Below are 19,632 nucleotides of genomic sequence, written 5' to 3'. Positions count from 1 at the left end.
ACGGTGGATCCGTCGATCAGGCCGAGGTCGGCGGAGCTGGCGGAGTAGATCGGGTCGCCGAGCGGGCCGATCGAGCCCGGATCGATGTTGATGTAGTTCATCTCGTACTTGTTGTTGATCGGCCTGGGGCCGAGGCCCTGGCGGGCCTGCTCGCACGGCGGCTGCTCCGGGTCCAGCGGCGCCTTGGTCTCGTCACAGGTCATCAGCGAGTTGCTGATCCGGGTGATGGAACCGTGGAAGTTGCCCGTGAAGCGGGTGGTGAACGGCAGCGGGTTCGAGGCGATGGTTTCGGCCCGGACCTGCGGCTTCGACGAGTTCGAGCCCGAGCCGCGGGCGTCGGCGGGGCTGGGCGCGGCCAGCAGCTGGGCCGCCGCGGCGGCGAGGGCGGCACCGGCGACGCCGACCCGGCGGGCGAGCAGACGGGCGGCGGCAGCACGACTGACGGATGACGAAGGCATGGAGACCTCTCTGGACGGAACGGGCTGGCAGGCTTATCGCACCACGACAATCCGTCACAGAATCGTCACATACCGCCATCGGAGATTCGATCGGCCGCAGATCCACCCATGAGGAGGGCCCGCCATCGCCTGCTGGGGTGACGGCGGGCCCGAATACGTTTGAACCGGGCTCAGAGCACCTGGAGGTTCTTCCGCAGCTCGAACGGGGTGACCTCCGAGCGGTACTCCTCCCACTCCTGGCGCTTGTTGCGCAGGAAGAAGTCGAAGACGTGTTCGCCCAGGGTCTCGGCGACCAGTTCGCTGCGCTGCATCAGGTCGATGGCCTCGCCCAGGTTCTGCGGCATCGGCTGGATGCCGAGGGCGCGGCGCTCGGAGTCGGACAGCGCCCACACGTCGTCGTCGGCGCCGGGCGGCAGCTCGTAGCCCTCCTCGATGCCCTTGAGGCCGGCCGCGAGGGTGACGGCGTAGGCGAGGTAGGGGTTGCAGCCGGTGTCCAGCGAGCGGACCTCGATCCGGGTGGAGCCCTGCTTGCCCGGCTTGTACATCGGCACCCGGATCAGCGCCGAGCGGTTGTTGTGGCCCCAGCAGATGTACGAGGGGGCCTCGCCGCCGGCGCCGGCGGTGCGCTGGGAGCCGCCCCAGATCCGCTTGTAGGAGTTCACCCACTGGTTGGTGACGGCGGCCGTCTCCGCGGCGTGCCGCAGCAGGCCGGCGATGAACGATCTGCCGACCTTGGAGAGCTGGTACTCGGCGCCGGACTCGTGGAAGGCGTTGCGGTCGCCCTCGAACAGCGACACATGGGTGTGCATCCCGCTGCCCGGGTGCTCGGAGAACGGCTTGGGCATGAAGCTCGCGTGCACGCCCTGCTCCAGCGCGACCTCCTTCATGACCAGTCGGAAGGTCATGATGTTGTCGGCGGTGGACAGCGCGTCGGCGTAGCGCAGGTCGATCTCCTGCTGGCCGGGGGCGCCCTCGTGGTGCGAGAACTCGACCGAGATGCCCATCGACTCCAGCATGGTGATCGCCTGGCGGCGGAAGTCGTGGCCCACCCCGCGCGGGGTGTGGTCGAAGTAGCCGGACTGGTCGGCGGGGATCGGCGCGGTGCCGTCGCCGGGCAGGTTCTTCAGCAGGAAGAACTCGATCTCGGGGTGGGTGTAGAAGGTGAAGCCCAGGTCGGAGGCCTTCTCCAGGGTGCGCTTGAGCACGAACCGCGGGTCGGCGTAGGAGGGCGAGCCGTCCGGCATCAGGATGTCGCAGAACATCCGCGCGGTGCCCGGGGTCTCCGAGCGCCACGGCAGGATCTGGAAGGTGGTCGGATCCGGCTTGGCGATCATGTCGGACTCGTACACCCGGGCGAATCCCTCGATCGCCGAGCCGTCGAACCCGATGCCCTCCTCGAAGGCCTGTTCCAGTTCGGCCGGCGCCACCGCGACCGACTTCAGGAAACCGAGCACGTCGGTGAACCACAGCCGGACGAACCGGATGTCACGCTCTTCGAGCGTCCGAAGCACGAACTGCTGCTGCTTGCCCATGGGGACAGTCTCACCTCTGCTCTTTACGCGCGTGTTACGCCGGGAAGGCCCCCGAAAGACCTCGTAAAGCGATTGCCCCCATCATGGCCGATCCCCGCGGGCCACGGCAGGGCCGACCCCCGGTACGACGATCCTCACAGGACATTGTGTCAGTTAGACGATTAGACTTCCGGACATGCCCACTCTCCGTCTCGCCCTGAGCCAGATCGACCCCTGGGTCGGTGACCTCGCCCGCAACAGCGATGAGGTGGTGCGCTGGACCAAGCAGGCCGTGGAGGCCGGCGCCCAGCTGGTCGCGTTCCCCGAGATGGCCCTGACCGGGTACCCGGTCGAGGACCTCGCGCTGCGCCGCTCCTTCGTGGAGGCCTCGCGCGACGCCCTGGTCCGGCTGGCGGGCCGGCTGGCCGACGACGGCCTCGGCGAGGTGCCGGTGGTCGTCGGCTACCTCGGGCGCTCCGAGCACGCCTCGCCGCGACTGGGCCGCCCCGCGGGCTCGCCGCAGAACTGCGCCGCGGTGCTGCACCGGGGCCGGGTGCTCACCCGCTTCGCCAAGCACCACCTGCCCAACTACGGCGTCTTCGACGAGTACCGCTGGTTCGTCCCCGGCGACCAGCTGCCGGTGCTGCGACTGCACGGGGTGGACATCGCGCTGGCGATCTGCGAGGACATCTGGCAGGACGGCGGCCGGGTCAGCGCCGCCCGCGAGGCCAGGGCCGGGCTGCTGCTGGTGCTCAACGGCTCGCCGTACGAGCGGAACAAGGACGACCAGCGGCTGGAGCTGGTGCAGCGGCGCGCGGCCGAGGCGGACTGCGCCCTGGCGTACGTCAACATGGTCGGCGGCCAGGACGAGCTGGTCTTCGACGGCGACTCGATCGTGGTCGGCGCGGACGGCGAAGTCCTGGCCCGCGCACCGCAGTTCGAGGAGCACCTGCTGGTCCTGGACCTCGACCTGCCGGCCGCCGACAGCGACCACACCGACGGCCTGCTGCTGAGCGACGGGCTGCACCTGGTCCGCACCGAGCTGAGCGACGAGCCGGCCCCGGTCCCCGCCGGGAGGCCCGCCGCCGGCATCGCGCCCCGGCTGTCCGACGAGGCCGAGATCTGGGCCGCGCTGGTCGCCGGCACCCGGGCGTACGTGGCCAAGAACGGGTTCCGGTCCGTGCTGATCGGCCTCTCCGGCGGCATCGACTCGGCGCTGGTGGCCGCGATCGCGGTGGACGCGGTCGGCGCCGACAACGTGCACTGCGTCTCGATGCCCAGCCGCTACTCCTCCCAGCACTCCCGGGACGACGCCGCCGAACTGGCCCGCCGCACCGGGCTGCACTTCCGGACGGTCTCCATCGCCCCGATGTTCGACGCCTACCTCGGCGCCGTCGAACTGACCGGCCTGGCCGAGGAGAACCTGCAGTCCCGGCTGCGCGGCACCCTGCTGATGGCGATCTCCAACCAGGAGGGGCACATCGTGCTCGCGCCCGGCAACAAGAGCGAGCTGGCGGTCGGCTACTCGACCCTGTACGGGGACTCGGTGGGCGCCTACGGCCCGATCAAGGACGTCTACAAGTCGCTGGTCTTCCGCCTCGCCAACTGGCGCAACGAGGAGGCAGAGCGGCGCGGCGAGGTACCGCCGATCCCGGAGAACACCATCACCAAGCCGCCGTCCGCCGAGCTGCGGCCGGACCAGGTGGACAGCGACTCGCTGCCGGACTACGACCTGCTGGACACCGTGCTGGCCCGCTACATCGAGGACGACGAGGGCCGGGACGCGATCGTCGCGGCCGGCTTCGATCCGGCCGTGGTGGACCGGGTGGTCCGGCTGGTCGACACCGCCGAGTACAAGCGGCGCCAGTACCCGCCGGGCCCGAAGATCTCGGTCAAGAACTTCGGCCGGGACCGCCGGCTGCCGATCACCAACCGCTGGCGCCGCGGCTAGCCGTACCCCGACAGGGCAGGCCGAGCCGGGCCTCAGCCGTACGTGTAGGCGGCGACCACCGCGAGGTGGTCGCTGCCGTCCCGGGGCAGGGTGCGGGAGTCGACCGGCCGGAGCCCGCCCTTGCTCATGATCTGGTCGATCCGCGCCATCGGGAACGCCGCGGGCCAGCTGAAGCCGAAGCCGTCCCCGGCCGCGCCCTGGGCCGAGCGCATCTGAGAGGTGACGGGCGCCAGGCTGCGGTCGTTCATGGTGCCGTTGAGGTCGCCGAGCAGCAGCACCTTCTTCACCGGCTCGGCCTGGATCGCGTCCCCGAGCGCCTGGGCGCTGACGTCCCGCTGGTTGACGGTGAAGCCGCCCTCGGCCTTCAGCCGCACGGACGGCAGGTGGGCGACGTACACCGCGAGCGGGCCCTGCGGGGTGCTGACCTGGGCCCGGAACGCCCTGGTCCAGCCCATCTTCAGGTCCACCGGGGAGGCGTCGCCGATCGGGTACTTCGACCAGAGCCCGACCGTTCCCTCCACGGTGTGGTGCGGGTACGTCCCGGCGAGCCCGGTCTCGTACGCCCGCAGCTGCGAGCCGGCCAGCTCCTGGAGGGCGACGATCTCGGCGCCGGAGGCGATCAGGCCGCGGATGGTGCCCGGCACGTCGGTGTTGCCGGCCTCCACGTTGTGGCTGACCACCGTCCAGTCGCCCTTGCCGCCGCTCTTGTCGGAGACCAGCCCGCCGAACAGGTTGACCCACAGCACGGTGGGCACCAGCAGGGCGATCAGCGCGGTGGCGGAGCGGCGCAGCAGCGCGGGCACCAGCAGCACCGGGACGGCCAGGCCCACCCAGGGCAGGAAGGTCTCCAGCAGGCTGCCGAGGTTGCCGACGGTGTTGGGCACCTCGGCGTGGAAGGCCAGCAGCACCGCGGTGAGCAGGGCCAGCAGGGCGACCAGCAGCCCGCGCCGCCAGGTGTTGCCGCCGCGGGCGTCCCGGCCCCAGTCCCGCAGCCCGAGGAATCCGCCGGTACGGCCGGTCGCCGCGCTCGCACCGGCACGGGCCGTGGTCCGTTCGGTGCTGTCCGCCTGCGCCATGCCGTGGCTCCCGTTCGTTCGTGCCGTCGCCGGTCCGGGGTCCGGCCCGTGGGAGAACGGGCGCGGCGCCGGACCGGTGCCGGTTTGATCGGATTCCCGGCTCAGCCTATGCCGGGACAGACGCGCGGCCCCGGGAGCGGGTTCCGGCGTGGCCCGCTTTGGTGAGCCAGGCCACGTCCGGGCACGAAGGAGTGAACCTCAGCGGGGTGCGACGCCGTCGAGGACGGAGTCGACCAGTCGGCGCGCGAGGTCCGGGTCGTCCAGGTCGGAGTCCTCCGAGAGGATGCTGCGGTAGAGGATCGGCCCCATCAGCAGGTCGCCGAGCAGCTCCACGTCGAGGTCCTCGCGGATCACGCCCTCGGCGACGGCCTGCCGGATCAGGTGCAGCCCGGCGTCCCGGCGGGGCTTGACCACCCGCTCCCGGTAGGCGGCGTGCAGCTCGGGCAGGGTCTGCATCTGCCCGAGCGCGGCCTTGAGCACCCAGCGGGTGCGCTTGGCCAGGCCGCGGCGGCGGATGTAGTCGACCATCGCGATCAGGTCCTCGCGGGCGCCGCCGCCGGTGGGGGCCGGCATCGGCTCCTCCAGCCGGCTGACCACCTCGACCAGCAGGGCCTCCTTGTTGGGCCAGCGCCGGTAGATGGTGGCCTTGCCGACGCCGGCGGCGGTGGCGATGCCCTCGATGGTGAGGTCGGACAGCGTGTTGCCGTCGGCCATCAGGTCCTCGACGGCGGTGAAGATGGCCTGCTCGGCGGCCTCGCTGCGGGGTCTGCCGCGGCGTACCGCCGCGCAGGGCTGCCCGGTGTCGGCGCTCGGCGTGTCCGTCCTCATCCCCGCTGTCTCTCCCTCGGTGGTCCGGGCGCGCGGGCGCCGTCGGTGGTTCCGTCGGTCCGGACGCCGGGGGTCCGCCCCCGCCCGGGCCGGGGCCCCGCCGGCCGGAATCACCGGCCGGCAGGGCCATTGTCGCTCAGTCGACCGCAGGTCAGGCGCCCCCGGTCGAACGGCCGGGGTCAGGCGGCCGCGGACTCCCGGGCCTGGCCCGGCTGCTCGGTGGCCGGCCCGCCCATGGCGCCCGGCTTGCCCGGACCGCCGGGGGCGGCGGTGCGGCGCGGGAGCAGGAACCAGGCGACCAGCGCGCCGACCAGCGAGATGCCGACGGAGAGCGAGGCCACCACGTGCATCGCGTGGATGAAGGCGTCGTTCGCCGGGGCGATCAGCGCCTGCCCCTTGCCGTCCGGGATCCGGCCGGCGATGGCCAGGGTGGCCTCCAGCGACTCGCCCGCCTTGTCGCGCAGGTTCTCCGGCAGACGGGTGAGGGTGTCGGACATGCCGTCGCGGTAGACGGTGGAGAGCACCGCGCCGAGCACGGCGACCCCGAGCGAGCCGCCGACCTGGCGGAAGGTGTTGTTGACGGCCGAGCCGGCGCCAGCCTTCTCCCGGGGCAGCGAGCCCATGATCGCGACGGTCACCGGCGGCATCACGTGCGCCATGCCCGTACCCATCACCAGCCCGAGCACGATCAGCACCCAGATCGGGGTGGTAGCGGTCAACACGGTGTAGCCGACGAAGCCGAGCGCGACCAGCACCATGCCGCCGGCGGCGGTGGCGGCGACGCCGAGGCGGTCGACCACCAGCCGGGCCCGCGGGGCGAACATCAGCTGGGCGACGGCCAGCGGCAGCATCAGCAGACCGGCCTGCAGCGCGCTGTAGCCGCGCACGCTCTGGATGTAGAAGACGCCGAAGAAGGAGACGCCCATCAGCGCGAAGAAGATCACGCCGACCACCACCACGGAGGCGCTGAACACCTTGTTGCGGAACCAGGTGACGTCCAGCGCGGGGAACGGGATGCGGCGCTCGTACACGACGAAGGAGGCCAGGGCGACCACGCCGAGCAGGGTCGGCCCCCAGGCGGCGAAGGAGGTGAAGTCGGCCAGCTCACCGCCCTTGATGATGCCGTAGATCAGCGCGACCAGGCCGATGATGGACAGCAGCACGCCGACCGGGTCGAGGGCGCCCGGATTGGGGTCCTTTGACTCGGGGACCAGGATCGCCATCGCGATCACCGCGACGATCACGATCGGGACGTTGATCAGGAAGACCGAGCCCCACCAGAAGTGCTCGATCAGCACGCCGCCGGTGATCGGGCCGATGGCGATGGCCAGGCCGACCGCGCCGGCCCAGATGCCGATCGCCTTGGGCTGCTCCTCGCGCTCGAAGACGTTCATGATGATCGCCAGCGTGGCGGGCATCGCGAGCGCGGCGCCGACGCCCATCAGGCCGCGGTAGCCGATGAGCTCGCCGGGCGAGCCGGACATCGAGGACAGCAGCGAGGCGATGCCGAAGACCACCATGCCGACCAGCAGCGCGAGCTTGCGGCCGAAGCGGTCGCCGAGCAGGCCCGAAGTGAAGAGCAGCCCGGCGAACACCAGGGTGTAGGAGTTGATCGACCATTCCAGGTCGCTCTGGGTGGCGCCCAGTCCGACCGGGGCCGGGGTCGCGATGGTCTTCATCGCGACGTTGAGGATCGAGTTGTCGAGCACGACGACGAGCAGGGCGAGCACCAGGGTGCAGAGGATCGCCCAGCGCCGGCGGTGGATGGCTTCCGGCACACGGGGTGGCGCGGCTGCGGTGGTCATTGGTCTTCCCGTCCGTGTTGGCGTGGCACTGGCGGGCATTTGCGAGTCGCGGACGTCTCGTAACCCCCCGGGAACAGATTAGCGGCCAATACGATACGAGACGAGCCCGTTTCGTAAAAACGAGGCAAAGCCCGGTGGATGCCCCCGGGAGGTGTGGCGTGGATCGCACCCCGGCGGCGACACCCCTCTTTGCGCTCGCGCCGGGGCGTGCAAGCATGGAGGTGATCCGGGGACGCCGTACGGCGCCACGAGACGACAACCCTTCAGGAGTCCGTTCGATGAACGCTTCTTCGCCTTCGCCTGCCCAGAACCAGGCGTCGACCGCCACCCTCTACGGCGGGGTCACCAACCGCCGCGTCACCGTCCGCGACCTCGCCGGCGCCAAGCAGCGCGGCGAGAAGTGGGCGATGCTCACCGCCTACGACGCCCTCACCGCGGGCGTGTTCGACGAGGCCGGGATCCCCGTCCTGCTCGTCGGCGACTCGGCCGGCAACTGCCACCTCGGCTACGAGACCACCGTGCCGGTGACCATGGATCAGATGGTGATGCTCTCCGCCGCCGTCGTCCGCGGCACCCAGCGCGCCATGATCGTCGCCGACCTGCCGTTCGGCTCGTACCAGGAGTCGCCCGCCCAGGCCATGCACAACGCGGCCCGGCTGATGAAGGAGGCCGGGGTCGGCGCGGTCAAGCTGGAGGGCGGCGAGCGCAGCGCCCGGTCGATCGAGCTGCTGGTCGAGGCCGGCATCCCGGTGATGGCCCACATCGGCCTCACCCCGCAGTCGGTGCACGCCTTCGGCGGCTACCCCGTCCAGGGCCGCGGCGACGAGGCGGCCCACCAGCTGCTCCGCGACGCCAAGGCCGTGCAGCAGGCCGGGGCCTTCTCGGTGGTGCTGGAGGCCGTCCCGGCCGAGCTGGCCGCCCAGGTCACCGAGCAGCTGGCGATCCCGACCGTCGGCATCGGCGGCGGCCCGGAGACCGACGCCCAGGTGCTGGTCTGGACCGACATGGCCGGCATGACCGCCGGTCGGGTGCCCAAGTTCGTCAAGAAGTACGCCAACCTGCGCGGCGTCCTCGGCGACGCGGCCCGCGAGTTCGCGGCGGAGGTCCGCGGCGGTGCCTTCCCGGCGGAGGAGCACAGCTTCCACTGACGGCCCCTGGCCCTCACGGCCCCGTTCCGAGCAGCTCGGAGCGGGGCCGCTGTCATGCCCCGACGGCGCCGGACGACGGGTGACAGCGGCCTGACAGCGGCGCCGCCCCGGCGACAGGGGGCTGGCAGCCGGGGCGGACAACCTGGAGGCATGACAGGAATCGCCACCGCCCCGAACACGCGGGGAACTGCCGGGAACGCCGTCGAGGTGCACGGCATCGTCAAGCACTTCGGCGACACCAAGGCCCTCGACGGCGTCGACCTCACCGTCCGCGAAGGCACCGTCCTCGCCCTGCTCGGCCCCAACGGCGCCGGCAAGACCACCCTGGTCCGCGTGCTCTCCACGCTGATCAAGCCCGACGCGGGCACCGCGTTCGTCGGCGGCTACGACGTCCTGAGCCAGCCCAAGCAGCTGCGCCGCACCATCGGCCTGACCGGGCAGTACGCCTCCGTGGACGAGCTGCTCTCCGGCTACGAGAACCTCTACCTGATCGGCCGGCTGCTCGACCTCTCCCGGCGCGACGCCAAGGCCCGGGCCACCGAGCTGCTGGAGCGCTTCTCGCTCACCGACGCCGCCAAGCGGATCGCCAAGACCTACTCCGGCGGCATGCGCCGGCGCCTCGACCTGGCTGCCAGCATGATGGGCCGCCCCCGGGTGCTCTACCTGGACGAGCCCACCACCGGCCTGGACCCGCGCACCCGCAACGAGGTGTGGGACGAGGTGCAGCGGATGGTCGCCGAAGGCAGCACCGTGCTGCTGACCACCCAGTACATGGAGGAGGCCGAGCAGCTCGCCAACGAGCTGACCGTCATCGACCGGGGCAAGGTGATCGCCAACGGCGGCGTCGCCGAGCTCAAGGCCAAGGTCGGCGGCCAGATCCTCCAGGTCCGCCCGGCCCACCCGGCCGAACTGCCGGAGATGGCCCGCTGCCTCCACGAGGCCGGGATCGGCTCCGCCACCATCTCCCCCGACGAAGGCCTGCTCGCGGTGCCGATCACCGGCGAGGAGCAGCTCACCGCGGTGATCGCGGTGCTCGGCGGCCGCGGCTTCGCGATCGCCGGCATCGACACCAAGGTGCCCAGCCTGGACGAGGTCTTCCTCGCCATCACCGGCAAGCCCACAGCCGACGCGGCCACCGCGTCCGCCGACGCCCTCGTCAAGGAGCCCGTCGCATGACCACCGCCACGCTCACTCCCGCCCGGGCCGACCGCCTCCCGGCCGACGACACCCGGATCGGCCTGGCCGGCACCCTGCGCCACATCGGTGCGCTGACCCGCCGCAACCTGATGCGGATCAAGGCCGACCCGGAGTCGATGTTCGACGCCGTGCTGATGCCGATCATCTTCACCGTGCTGTTCGTCTACGTCTTCGGCGGCGCGATCTTCGCCCAGGACCCGGACCAGTACAAGCAGTTCATGATCCCCGGACTGCTCGGCCAGACCGGCATGACGCTGGCGCTGGCCGTCGGCACCGGCCTGAACACCGACTTCCAGACCGGGGTGATGGACCGCTTCCGCACCCTGCCGATCGGCCGGGCCTCCGTCCTGCTCTCCAAGATCGTCGCCGAGACCCTGCGCGCCCTGCTCTCCTCCGCGATCCTGCTGACCTTCGCGTTCCTCCTCGGCTTCGAGCTGAAGACAGGCCTGCCGGAGCTGCTGGCCACGGTCGGCCTGTCGCTGGTGTTCGGCATGTCGATCGTCTGGATCTCGATGCTGCTCGGCATGTCGCTGAAGAGCGCCCAGGCCGTCCAGGGCGTCTCCATGCTGGTCCTGATGCCGATGCAGTTCGGCAGCTCGATCTTCGCGCCGACCAGCACCATGCCGGGCTGGCTGCAGGCCTTCACCAAGGTCAACCCGCTGTCCGCGCTGGCCGACGCCTCCCGGGCCCTGCTCAACGGCCAGGGAGCGGTCGCCCACCCCGTGATGATCGTGCTGGTCTGGTCCGCCGCCTCGACCGCGATCTTCGCCCCGCTCGCCGTGGCCCGCTTCCGCAAGCGGACCTGAGCGGGCCGGGGGCGAGGACCGGACGGCGGCCGTGGACAGGACGCCGGCCGGTACGCGGGCCGGTCGTACGGGTGACCAGGGGACGGGCACCCGTACGACCGGCCCCTGCGGCGTGTCCCGCGAACCCTGCCGGGCGGGCGACGCCGGGGAGGCCTCAGCCGATCAGCTCCGTCAGCATCTCCTGGGTCTGCCGCTGGGTCAGCTCCTCACCGACCGCGTGCGCCGCCTCGAAGTCGGCACCGCCCAGCAGCTCCTGCAGGACGGCCGCCGAGCGCTCGCGCTCCACCCGGTCGAGGTAGCCGCCCTTCGGGCCGTTCAGCCGCGTGTGCGCGCCGATCAGCACGGCCGCCTGCCGGGCCCGCTCCAGGTCGCCGTCCCGCTGCGCGAACGCCCGCAGCACCCCGACCACGGCCGGCACCACCATGACCGTCATCTGCTCGGCGAACCCGCTCGCGGCCGTCATCGAGACCAGCAGTCGGCGGCCCTCGCGCAGCAGGGCGAGCCCCTCGTCCGGATCCCCCGCCCGGGCGACGATCCAGCCCCGGGCGCTGAGCAGCATCCCGCGCACGATGCCCGGCACGAACCCGGACGAGGTGATCGCGTCGAGCCCCGCCAGCTCCGCCAGGGCCTGCGGGTACTCGCCGCGCTGGGCGTGGATGCCGCAGAGCGTCAGGTGGCCGAACAGCAGGGCGCCGGTGTCGGACTGGTTGAGCCCCGCACCGTCGATGGCGGCCAGCGCCTCCCTGATGATCCGCTCGCCGAGCTCCAGGTCCTGCTCCAGCAGGGCGCTGCCGAGGTTCACCTGGAGCATCGGCACCTCCTGCGGTGCGCCCAGCTCCTCGGCCAGTTCGATCGCCCGCTCGTACGCAGCGGCGGCGCCCACGGCGTCGCCGCGGTTGGCCAGCGACTCGCCGCGGGCCGACAGCGCCTGGGACACCCCCCAGAGGTCGCCGGCCTGCTCGAACAGCTCCAGCGATCGCACGCCGTCCCGGATGCTCTGCTCCTCTCCGCCCGGCCAGTCGTTCAGCATCCTGGCCCGGACCTGGAGGGCGAACGCCAGGTCGTTCGGATCGCCGTGCACCTCGCAGCCGCGCACGGCGTCGTCCATCAGCTCCCGCATCGCCTCCAGCCGGCCGGCCAGGAAGGCGCCGAAAACCCGCATCAGCCCCGGGAAGCGGTAGGCCTGCGGGTGCTCCGGGGTGTAGGCGTCCAGCAGCGCCTCCGCCATCCTGACCGCGTCCGGGTTGCCGAGCACGTCGAGGTTCCCCTCGAACATCCCGATCAGCCGGAACATCGCGACCAACCGGCGGGCCTCCTCGACCACCTCCCGGGGCATCGGGACGCCGTACGCGAGCACGTTGCGCTCCAGCGGCACCGGCCGGGGGGCGTCCGGGCCGAACGGGTCCGGGCCGAGCGCGCCGATCGCGGTGTACCAGCCGCGGGCCTCCATGCCGTAGCCGCGCAGCGACCAGTACCAGCTCATGCCGACGGCGATGACCAGCGCCTGCTCCTCGTCGGCGCGGTCGACCGCGCGGCGCAGCGCGGCCCGGATGTTGTCCTGCTCGCGCTCCAGCACGGTCAGCCAGTGCAACTGCTGCGGGCCGTGAACGTTGAGGTCGGCGGTGGCGACCAGCGCGCGGAAGTGCGCCAGGTGCCGGGCCTCGGTGGCGTCGCGTTCGGCGGCGGACTCGGCGAGGCGCTCGGTGGCGTACTCGTGGATGGTCTCCAGCATCCGGTAGCGCGGCTGGCCGGTGTCGTCGGCGAGGTCGGCCACCAGCAGGGACTTGTCCACCAGGGAGAGCAGCAGGTCGGCGACCTCCGGGGCGACCACCCCGGTGCCGTCGGCGCAGATCGCCTCGGCGTCCTCCAGCTGCCAGCCGCCCGCGAACACCGAGAGCCGGCGCAGCACCGCCCGTTCCCGCTTGCCCAGCAGCTCCCAGCTCCAGTCGACCACCGCGCGCAGCGTCTGCTGGCGCGGCAGCAGGGTGCGGCTGCCGGCGGTGAGCAGGGCGAACCGGCCGTCCAGGCGGTCGGCGATCTGCCGGGCGGTCATCACCCGCAGCCGGGCGGCGGCCAGTTCGATGGCCAGCGGCAGGCCGTCCAGGCGGCGGCAGATCTCGGCGCAGGCCTCCGGATCGCCCTGCGGGTCGAAGCCGGGGCGGGCGGCGGCGGCCCGCTCGGTGAGCAGCCGCAGCGCCACCGGGTCGGGCAGCGGCTCGACCGGCAGCACGGTCTCGCCGGGGACGCCCAGCGGCTCCCGGCTGGTGGCGAGCACGGTCAGCCCTGGGCACTCCGCGAGCAGGGTGTCCACGAGATCGGCGGCGGCCTGGATCAGGTGCTCGCAGTTGTCCAGGACCAGCAGCATCCGGCGGTGGCCGCAGTGTTCGATCAGCCGGCGCACCGGGTCCTCGGCGCGCTTCTCCATCACCTCGGCGACCATGCTGGCGCTGTGCAGCACGATCTCCCGCAGGCCGAGCGCGGAGACCACGGCGGCGGGGACGGCCTCCGGACTCTCCAGCGGGGCGAGTTCGGCCAGCCAGACGCCGTCCGGCCACTGCCCGGCGGACTGTTCGACGCGGCCGGCCTCGACCGACAGCCTGGTCTTGCCGGAGCCGCCGGGGCCGGTCAGGGTGACCAGCCGACGGGCCGTCACCAGCTCGCGCAGGGCGGCGAGATCGCTCTCCCGGCCGACGAAGCTGGTCAGCCGACCGCGCAGGTTGCCGGTGGCGCGCGGGAGTTGGGCGACGGGCGGGGGCGCGACCGGGGCCGGTCGCAACCGCTCCGGGGCCGGCTCCGGCTCCGGAGCGGCTTCCGCTGACTTGAGCAACTCGGCGTGGAACGAACGGAGTTGCCGCCCCGGATCGGCGCCGAGCTCGTCCGCCAGGGCGCGCCTGGTGCGCTCGTAGTGCCGCAGCGCCTCGGCCGTACGGCCGCTCCCGTGCAGGGCCCGCAGCATCAGCAGCTGCAAGGGCTCGTCCAGCGGCTGCCGGTCGCACAGTTCGGCGAGTTCGGCGACCAGCTCCCCGGCCCGGCCGAGCCCGAGGTCGGCGGCTATCCGATGGCGGCGGGCCTCGTCCCGCTGGGACTCCAGCCGGGCGGCCGGCCCACTGCGGTCCGGCAGGTCGGCCAGGGCGGGGCCGCGCCACAACGCCAGGGCGGCGCGCAACCGTTCGGCGGCCAGCGCGTGGTCACCGGCGTCGAGGGCGCGGCGGCCCTCGGTGCTCAGCCGCTGGAAGTCGGCGAGGTCGGTGGCCGGGTCGGTCAGCCAGTACCCGGCCGGGCCGGAGCCGATCCGCTCCCGCCCGATGGTGCGGCGCAGCCGGCCGACCAGGGTCTGCAGGGCGGCCGAGGAGTCCTGCGGCGGCTCGGCCTCCCACACCTCGTCCACCAGCAGGTCGGCCGGGACCGGTCGGCCCTGCCGAAGGGCCAGCGCGGTGAGCAGCGCCCGCAGCCTGGCGCCGCCGAGCGGGACCGGCGTGCCGTCGTCGTGGTGGGCCGTGGTGGTTCCGAGGATGCCGTAGTGCACCGGTCCATTCTGGTCGATCGGCGGCTGCGAGGGCGCACAATTGTGCTGGCACCCACCGGGCACCGCCGCCCGACGGAACCGGGCACCACCCCTCGGACGTTCCCCCTGGGCGGCTTGTCCGGCCCCCGCCCGCCCGGCATGATCGGTCCCAGCCGGTAGTCCCCCGTCCCTCTGTTCACGGAGCCCCCACAGATGACCTTCGCCGCCACGCCGCGTTCCCGCAGCGAGGACCGCCGGATCAGCCCGGTGTTCTGGGTGCTCCTCGCCACCCTCGGCACCTCCGCCTGGGCGGTGTACTCGGGATACGGCAACGCCCGGTTCGGAGTGTTCCTGTTCGTGGTGTCGGGCTGGATGGTCTCGCTATGCCTGCACGAGTACGCCCACGCGCGCACCGCACTGCACGGCGGCGACATCACCGTCGGCGCCAAGGGCTACCTCACGCTCAACCCGCTGAAGTACACCAATGTGCTGCTCAGCTTCGTCCTGCCGATCGTCTTCGTGATCCTCGGCGGCATCGGCCTTCCCGGTGGCTCGGTGTGGATCGAGCGCAGCCGGATCCAGGGGCGCCTCAAGCACAGCCTGATCTCGGCGGCCGGGCCGCTGGTGAACGTGGTGTTCGCGGCGGCGCTGCTGATCCCGGTCGGCGCGGGCTGGCTGGACGACTCCGACCTGCACGCCTCGTACTACGGCTACGAGCTGCCCGTCTCCCCGTTCGCCTGCGCCCTCGGCTTCCTCGGCCTGCTGCAGCTCAGCGCGGCCCTGCTCAACCTGCTGCCGGTGCCCGGCCTGGACGGCTACGGGATCATCGAGCCCTGGCTGTCGGCCAAGACCCGGCGCTCGGTCGAGCCCTTCGCCCCGTACGGGATGCTCGCGGTGTTCGCGCTGCTGTGGCAGCCCGAGGTGAACTCGTTCTTCTTCGGGATCGTCCACGACCTGATGAGCCTGTTCGGCGTGGACACCGACTACGCGACGGTCGGCCGGTACCTGTTCAGCTTCTGGAAGAGCTAGCCCTGCTGGGCGGCGGCCGCCGCTTCGGCGATCTTCGCCTTGCGGCGGTTCATCCACAGCACGTTGCTCGCCACACCGGCGAGCGGGAGCCAGATCAGCCCGATCCAGAAGCCCTCGATCATCGAGACCACGGCGGCCGCCAGCGCGAGGACGACGACGAGCAGGGCGAAGAGGGACGTGCGAGGCATGGGGCGAGGCTCCTAGGACCGGGTACGGACGGCCGGGTTGCGGCCGGCCCCCATTGTCGCCGACCTCACCTCCGGGCTCGGCCCAGGGGGCCTGTCGTCAGGATCGCGTCGTCCGTCCGGAGGACGGCAGACGGAATCCTGAGCACAGGCCCCCCGAGGTGGGCCGACACGACGCCGGTCATCGGTCGGTCACTACACGTCGGTGACCCGCAGGCCCGCGTGGGCCTTGTAGCGGCGGTTGACCGAGATCAGGTTGGCCACCAGCGCCTCGACCTGGTGGGCGTTGCGCAGCCGGCCCGAGTAGATGCCGCGCATGCCCGGGATCAGGCTCGCCAGCGCCCGCACCACGTCGGTGGCGGGCCGGTCGTCGCCGAGCACCATGACGTCGGTGTCGATCCGCTCGACCGACTCGTCCTGCAGCAGCACCGCCGAGAGGTGGTGGAAGGCGGCGGTCACCCGGGAGTCCGGGAGCAGTGCGGCGGCCTGCTCGGCGGCGCTGCCCTCCTCCGGCTTGAGCGCGTAGGCACCCTGCTTGTCGAAGCCGAGCGGGTTGACGCAGTCGACGACGATCTTTCCGGCCAGGTCCCCGCGCAGCGCGGTCAGGGTCGCGGCGTGGCCGTCCCACGGGACCGCGACGATCACCACGTCGCTCTCCCGGGCGACGGTGGCGTTGTCGGCGCCGCGCACGCCGAGGCCCAGCTCGGCGGCCGAGGCCTCGGCCCGGGCGGCGTCGCGGGAGCCGATGATCACCTGCTGGCCGGCCTTGGCCAGCCGCAGGGCGAGGCCGCGCCCCTGGTCGCCGGTGCCGCCGAGGACGCCGACCACCAACTGCGAGACGTCCGGCAGCTCGTGGGCCGGGTTTGTCGCTGATTCGAGGGAAGTCATGGGCCGATCTTCCCAAATCGCCGACCCGGCGCGACATCCTGGCCCGCATGGACACGGTGAGAGTTTCGGCACTCCGGGAGCGGCTCGCGGGCACCGGCTGGCTGGAGGCGGTCGGCGGCTTCGCCGGCTCGCTGCGGCGCTCGGTGGAACGGCGCGGGGCGGGCCAGCTGCTCCTGGTCGGCACCGAGGCGTACGAGCCCTGGCACCTGGCCGCCCACCTGGAGGACGAGGCCGCGTGGTCGGCCGTCCCCCGGCTGGCACCCACCCTGCTGCGGCACCGGCCGCCCGCCGCCGCCCCGGCCCACCTGGCGCACGACCTGCGGCGGCTGACCGAGGCCGGGCGCGGCGCCACCGTGCTGGTGGTGGCCCCGGGGGCCGCCGGCGTCCCCCTGCTGGAGCGGGTGCAGGACGCCCGCCGGCACGGCGCGACGGTGCTGGCGCTGGACGGCACCGCTTCCGCCACCGGCGACCTCGCCGGTCTCGCGCACGAGCGGCTCGGCGTCGGCACCGCCGCCGAGGAGCCCTTCGACCTCGCCCAGCACCTGGTCAGCGCCGCCGCCGGGCAGCCGCCGGGCCGCCGCTCCGCGCTGGACCGGCTGGCCGGACTCGCCGGGCGGCTGACCGCGGGGCCCGCGATCAACCGCTGGTGAAAAACCCGTTGCGGGCGCGGAACCGACCGTCCGAGGATGGTGGTTCGTGAACGACGACGAACCACCGCATACCGGTCGGCCGCGCGGCCTGCTGCGCTCGCTGACACCCGATCTGACGCCGTGGCGCGCCTCCCGCGACTTCCGCTACCTGTGGACGAGCGGCTGCGTCACCAGCTTCGGCAGCTTCCTGACGTACGTCGCCGTGCCGATGCAGATCAAGGAACTCACCGGCTCCTCCTTCGCGGTGGGCCTGATCGGCGCCGTCGAACTCGTTCCGCTGATCGTCTTCGGCCTCTGGGGCGGCGCCCTCGCCGACGCCCTGGACCGCCGACGGCTGGTGCTGCGCTCCGAGACCGCACTCGGCCTGCTCGCCGGGCTGCTGCTGCTCAACGCCCTGCTGCCGCACCCGCTGCTCTGGCCGATCTACCTGGTCGCCGCACTGGTCGCGGCCTGCGACGGCCTGCAGCGCCCGGCCCTCGATTCGCTGCTGCCGCGGATCGTGGCGCACCAGCACCTGACGGCCGCCTTCGCCCTCAAGTCGCTGTACCACAACGTCGCTTCGGTGGCCGGGCCGGCGCTGGCCGGTGTCGTGGTGGCGTTCTCGGGGGTGCAGACCGCGTACGCGCTGGACGTGCTGACCTTCGCCGTCTCGTTGCTGCTGCTCGTCCGGATCAAGGCGGTGCCGCCGACCACCGGCGCCGAACGCCCTTCTGTACGGGCGGTGTTGACGGGCGTGCGGTACGCGTGGAGCCGCAAGGACCTGCTGGGCACCTACGCGATCGACGTCTGCGCCATGCTGTTCGCCTTCCCGGTGGCCGTCTTCCCGTTCCTGGCCTCGGAGTTGGGCGCGGAGTGGGCACTCGGCCCGATGTACGCGGCCTCCGCCGTCGGCGCCCTGCTGGTCGGCGCGACCAGCGGCTGGGCGTCCCGGGTGCACCGGCACGGGCGGCTGCTGGTGGCCGCCGCGGTCGGCTGGGGCGCGGCCATGACGCTGGCCGGGCTGTCCGGGAACGTCTGGGTGGTGCTGCTCGGACTGGCGCTGGCCGGCGGCGCGGACGAGATCAGCGGGCTCGCCCGCTCCACCATGTGGAACCAGTCCATCCCGGACGCGGTCCGCGGCCGGATGGCCGGCGTCGAACTGCTCAGCTTCTCCGTCGGCCCCCAGCTCGGCCAGGTCCGGGCCGGCACCATGGCCGGCCTGCTCGGAGCCCGCGCCGCCGTCTGGACCGGCGGCCTGGCCTGCGTCGCCGCCGTCCTCGCCGTCGCCGCCGCCCTGCCCCGCCTGCTCGCCTACGACGACCGCACCGACCCGCACACCGCGGCCGTCCGCGCCGAGCACGAACGCACGGAACAGCAGACCGCAGCCCCGGCGTGACCGGTCGCCGTGCTACTGACCGCCCTCGTCCTTCGGCCGGTCGCTCCAGCGCGGGTCGTTCTGCCACTCGCGGTTGCGCTCGTCGGCGATCTGCAGGGCGTGGGCGGCCTCGTCGGGGGTGGCGTACGGGCCGAGGCGGTCCTTGGCCGGGCACTCGGGGCCCTCCTCGACCTTGCCGTGCTTGATGCAGTAGAACCACTCGCCGGGCTTGCCGGTCGGCTTGCGGTTGAATCCGAGGGGCATGGTGTTCTCCTGTCCGGACACAAGGGTCGGTACCGATCATTCCCCGGGCCGGGCCGCCCTGCACACCGCGGGGGGAGCCGCCGGGCCGGGGCGGGGGCGGGGGCGGCGACTAGACTCGCCGCCATGGCTCTCGTACCCGGCATCCAGTCCCCCACCCGCAAGGTCCCGGCGCACATCGCGCGCCCCGAGTACGTCGGGAAGCCCGCCCCGACGCCGTACACCGGGCCCGAGGTGCAGACCGCCGAGACGATCGAGAAGATGCGGATCGCCGGCGGGATCGCCGCCCGGGCAATGGAGGAGGCGGCCAAGCTGATCGCCCCCGGTGTCACCACCGACGAGCTGGACGCCGTCGCCCACGCGTACATGTGCGACCACGGGGCCTACCCCTCCGACCTCGGCTACCGCGGCTTCCCCAAGTCCGTCTGCACCTCCATCAACGAGGTGATCTGCCACGGCATCCCGGACTCGACCGTGCTGCAGGACGGCGACATCGTCAACATCGACGCCACCGCGTACATCCACGGGGTGCACGGCGACCTCAACGCCACCTACCTGGTCGGCGACGTGGACGAGGAGTCCCGGCTGCTGGTCGAGCGCACCCGGGAGTCCCTCGACCGGGCGATCAAGGCGGTCAAGCCGGGCCGTCAGGTCAACGTCATCGGACGGGTCATCGAGTCCTACGCCAAGCGCTTCGGCTACGGCGTGGTGCGGGACTTCACCGGACACGGCATCAACACGTCGTTCCACTCCGGCCTGATCATCCCGCACTACGACAGCGAGCGGGCCACCGAGGTCATCAAGCCCGGCATGACCTTCACCATCGAGCCGATGCTCACCCTGGGCACCTACGACTACGAGATCTGGCCGGACGGCTGGACGGTCGTCACCAAGGACCGCAAGCGCACCGCCCAGTTCGAGCACACCCTGGTGGTCACGGCGGACGGCGCGGAGATCCTCACCCTGCCGTAAGCCCTGGC

16 protein-coding genes and 1 pseudogene are annotated in these 19,632 nt (G+C 72.4%); 8 read left to right on the top strand and 9 right to left on the bottom strand.

Annotation, left to right across the window (positions count from 1 at the left end; all coding sequences use genetic code 11):
* Together ACZ7BZ_RS09140 and glnA are read right to left on the bottom strand one after the other, a co-directional pair.
* Positions 1-458 (bottom strand): annotated as a pseudogene (locus ACZ7BZ_RS09140) (hypothetical protein); the annotation flags it as partial.
* A 170-nt stretch (positions 459-628) separates the two neighbouring features.
* Positions 629-1,990 carry a type I glutamate--ammonia ligase gene (gene glnA, locus ACZ7BZ_RS09135; protein ID WP_380419757.1) on the bottom strand — a complete coding sequence of 454 codons (1,362 nt, stop codon included), beginning with the start codon at positions 1,988-1,990 and terminating at the stop codon, positions 629-631.
* Positions 1,991-2,165: 175 nt separating this feature from the next.
* Between glnA and ACZ7BZ_RS09130 the strand changes: the two genes are divergently transcribed.
* Positions 2,166-3,920, top strand: a complete 1,755-nt coding sequence (locus ACZ7BZ_RS09130) for an NAD+ synthase (protein WP_380455866.1) — start codon at positions 2,166-2,168, stop codon at positions 3,918-3,920.
* Positions 3,921-3,952: 32 nt separating this feature from the next.
* Here the strand turns inward: ACZ7BZ_RS09130 and ACZ7BZ_RS09125 are convergent, their stop codons facing one another.
* From ACZ7BZ_RS09125 to ACZ7BZ_RS09115, 3 genes are all read right to left on the bottom strand, one after another.
* Positions 3,953-4,996, bottom strand: coding sequence for an endonuclease/exonuclease/phosphatase family protein (locus ACZ7BZ_RS09125; protein WP_470357795.1), 1,044 nt, complete (start codon positions 4,994-4,996; stop codon positions 3,953-3,955).
* A gap of 198 nt (positions 4,997-5,194) precedes the next feature.
* Positions 5,195-5,824, bottom strand: a complete 630-nt coding sequence (locus tag ACZ7BZ_RS09120) for a TetR/AcrR family transcriptional regulator (protein WP_470357794.1) — start codon at positions 5,822-5,824, stop codon at positions 5,195-5,197.
* Between the two features lie 179 nt (positions 5,825-6,003).
* The gene (locus ACZ7BZ_RS09115) at positions 6,004-7,629 is read right to left on the bottom strand and encodes a DHA2 family efflux MFS transporter permease subunit (RefSeq protein ID WP_470357793.1); all 1,626 of its coding nucleotides are present in this window, start codon (positions 7,627-7,629) and stop codon (positions 6,004-6,006) included.
* A gap of 278 nt (positions 7,630-7,907) precedes the next feature.
* On the opposite strand from ACZ7BZ_RS09115, the gene panB reads away from it, so the two are divergent.
* The 3 genes from panB to ACZ7BZ_RS09100 all read left to right on the top strand — a co-directional run bounded on the left by panB (position 7,908) and on the right by ACZ7BZ_RS09100 (position 10,780).
* Complete coding sequence (gene panB / locus ACZ7BZ_RS09110) at positions 7,908-8,777, top strand: 3-methyl-2-oxobutanoate hydroxymethyltransferase (RefSeq protein ID WP_380455878.1); 870 nt, start codon at positions 7,908-7,910, stop codon at positions 8,775-8,777.
* 150 nt (positions 8,778-8,927) lie between these two features.
* Positions 8,928-9,953 (top strand): ATP-binding cassette domain-containing protein, encoded by a 1,026-nt coding sequence (locus ACZ7BZ_RS09105; protein ID WP_470357792.1) that lies wholly within the window; start codon positions 8,928-8,930, stop codon positions 9,951-9,953.
* Positions 9,950-10,780 (top strand): ABC transporter permease, encoded by an 831-nt coding sequence (locus ACZ7BZ_RS09100; RefSeq protein WP_470357791.1) that lies wholly within the window; start codon positions 9,950-9,952, stop codon positions 10,778-10,780. The genes ACZ7BZ_RS09105 and ACZ7BZ_RS09100 overlap by 4 nt, the downstream gene beginning before the upstream one ends.
* 154 nt (positions 10,781-10,934) lie before the next feature.
* Here ACZ7BZ_RS09100 and ACZ7BZ_RS09095 read toward each other — a convergent pair whose 3' ends face one another.
* On the bottom strand, positions 10,935-14,306 hold the full coding sequence (locus ACZ7BZ_RS09095; protein ID WP_470357790.1) for an AfsR/SARP family transcriptional regulator: 3,372 nt from the start codon (positions 14,304-14,306) through the stop codon (positions 10,935-10,937).
* A gap of 192 nt (positions 14,307-14,498) precedes the next feature.
* Between ACZ7BZ_RS09095 and ACZ7BZ_RS09090 the strand changes: the two genes are divergently transcribed.
* Positions 14,499-15,314, top strand: coding sequence for a site-2 protease family protein (locus ACZ7BZ_RS09090; RefSeq protein WP_470357789.1), 816 nt, complete (start codon positions 14,499-14,501; stop codon positions 15,312-15,314).
* Here ACZ7BZ_RS09090 and ACZ7BZ_RS09085 read toward each other — a convergent pair.
* The gene (locus ACZ7BZ_RS09085) at positions 15,311-15,502 is read right to left on the bottom strand and encodes a hypothetical protein (RefSeq protein WP_380454537.1); all 192 of its coding nucleotides are present in this window, start codon (positions 15,500-15,502) and stop codon (positions 15,311-15,313) included. The two genes, ACZ7BZ_RS09090 and ACZ7BZ_RS09085, sit on opposite strands and share 4 nt — an antisense overlap.
* A gap of 192 nt (positions 15,503-15,694) precedes the next feature.
* Entirely contained in the window at positions 15,695-16,387 is a 693-nt protein-coding gene (gene npdG, locus ACZ7BZ_RS09080) for an NADPH-dependent F420 reductase (RefSeq protein ID WP_470357788.1), read from the bottom strand.
* Positions 16,388-16,434: 47 nt separating this feature from the next.
* Between npdG and ACZ7BZ_RS09075 the strand changes: the two genes are divergently transcribed.
* Complete coding sequence (locus ACZ7BZ_RS09075; RefSeq protein WP_470357787.1) at positions 16,435-17,037, top strand: hypothetical protein; 603 nt, start codon at positions 16,435-16,437, stop codon at positions 17,035-17,037.
* A gap of 46 nt (positions 17,038-17,083) precedes the next feature.
* Positions 17,084-18,412 carry an MFS transporter gene (locus ACZ7BZ_RS09070; protein WP_470357786.1) on the top strand — a complete coding sequence of 443 codons (1,329 nt, stop codon included), beginning with the start codon at positions 17,084-17,086 and terminating at the stop codon, positions 18,410-18,412.
* A 12-nt stretch (positions 18,413-18,424) separates the two neighbouring features.
* On the opposite strand, the gene ACZ7BZ_RS09065 is transcribed toward ACZ7BZ_RS09070, so the two are convergent.
* The gene (locus ACZ7BZ_RS09065; RefSeq protein ID WP_380454546.1) at positions 18,425-18,655 is read right to left on the bottom strand and encodes a hypothetical protein; all 231 of its coding nucleotides are present in this window, start codon (positions 18,653-18,655) and stop codon (positions 18,425-18,427) included.
* Positions 18,656-18,778: 123 nt separating this feature from the next.
* Between ACZ7BZ_RS09065 and map the strand changes: the two genes are divergently transcribed.
* On the top strand, positions 18,779-19,624 hold the full coding sequence (gene map / locus ACZ7BZ_RS09060) for a type I methionyl aminopeptidase (RefSeq protein ID WP_470357785.1): 846 nt from the start codon (positions 18,779-18,781) through the stop codon (positions 19,622-19,624).
* Positions 19,625-19,632 lie beyond the last annotated feature (8 nt).

The organism is Kitasatospora sp. NPDC036934 (assembly GCF_055608425.1).
The sequence above is the reverse complement of the archived record's forward strand: the minus strand, read 5'-3'. Positions and strand labels throughout refer to the sequence as shown.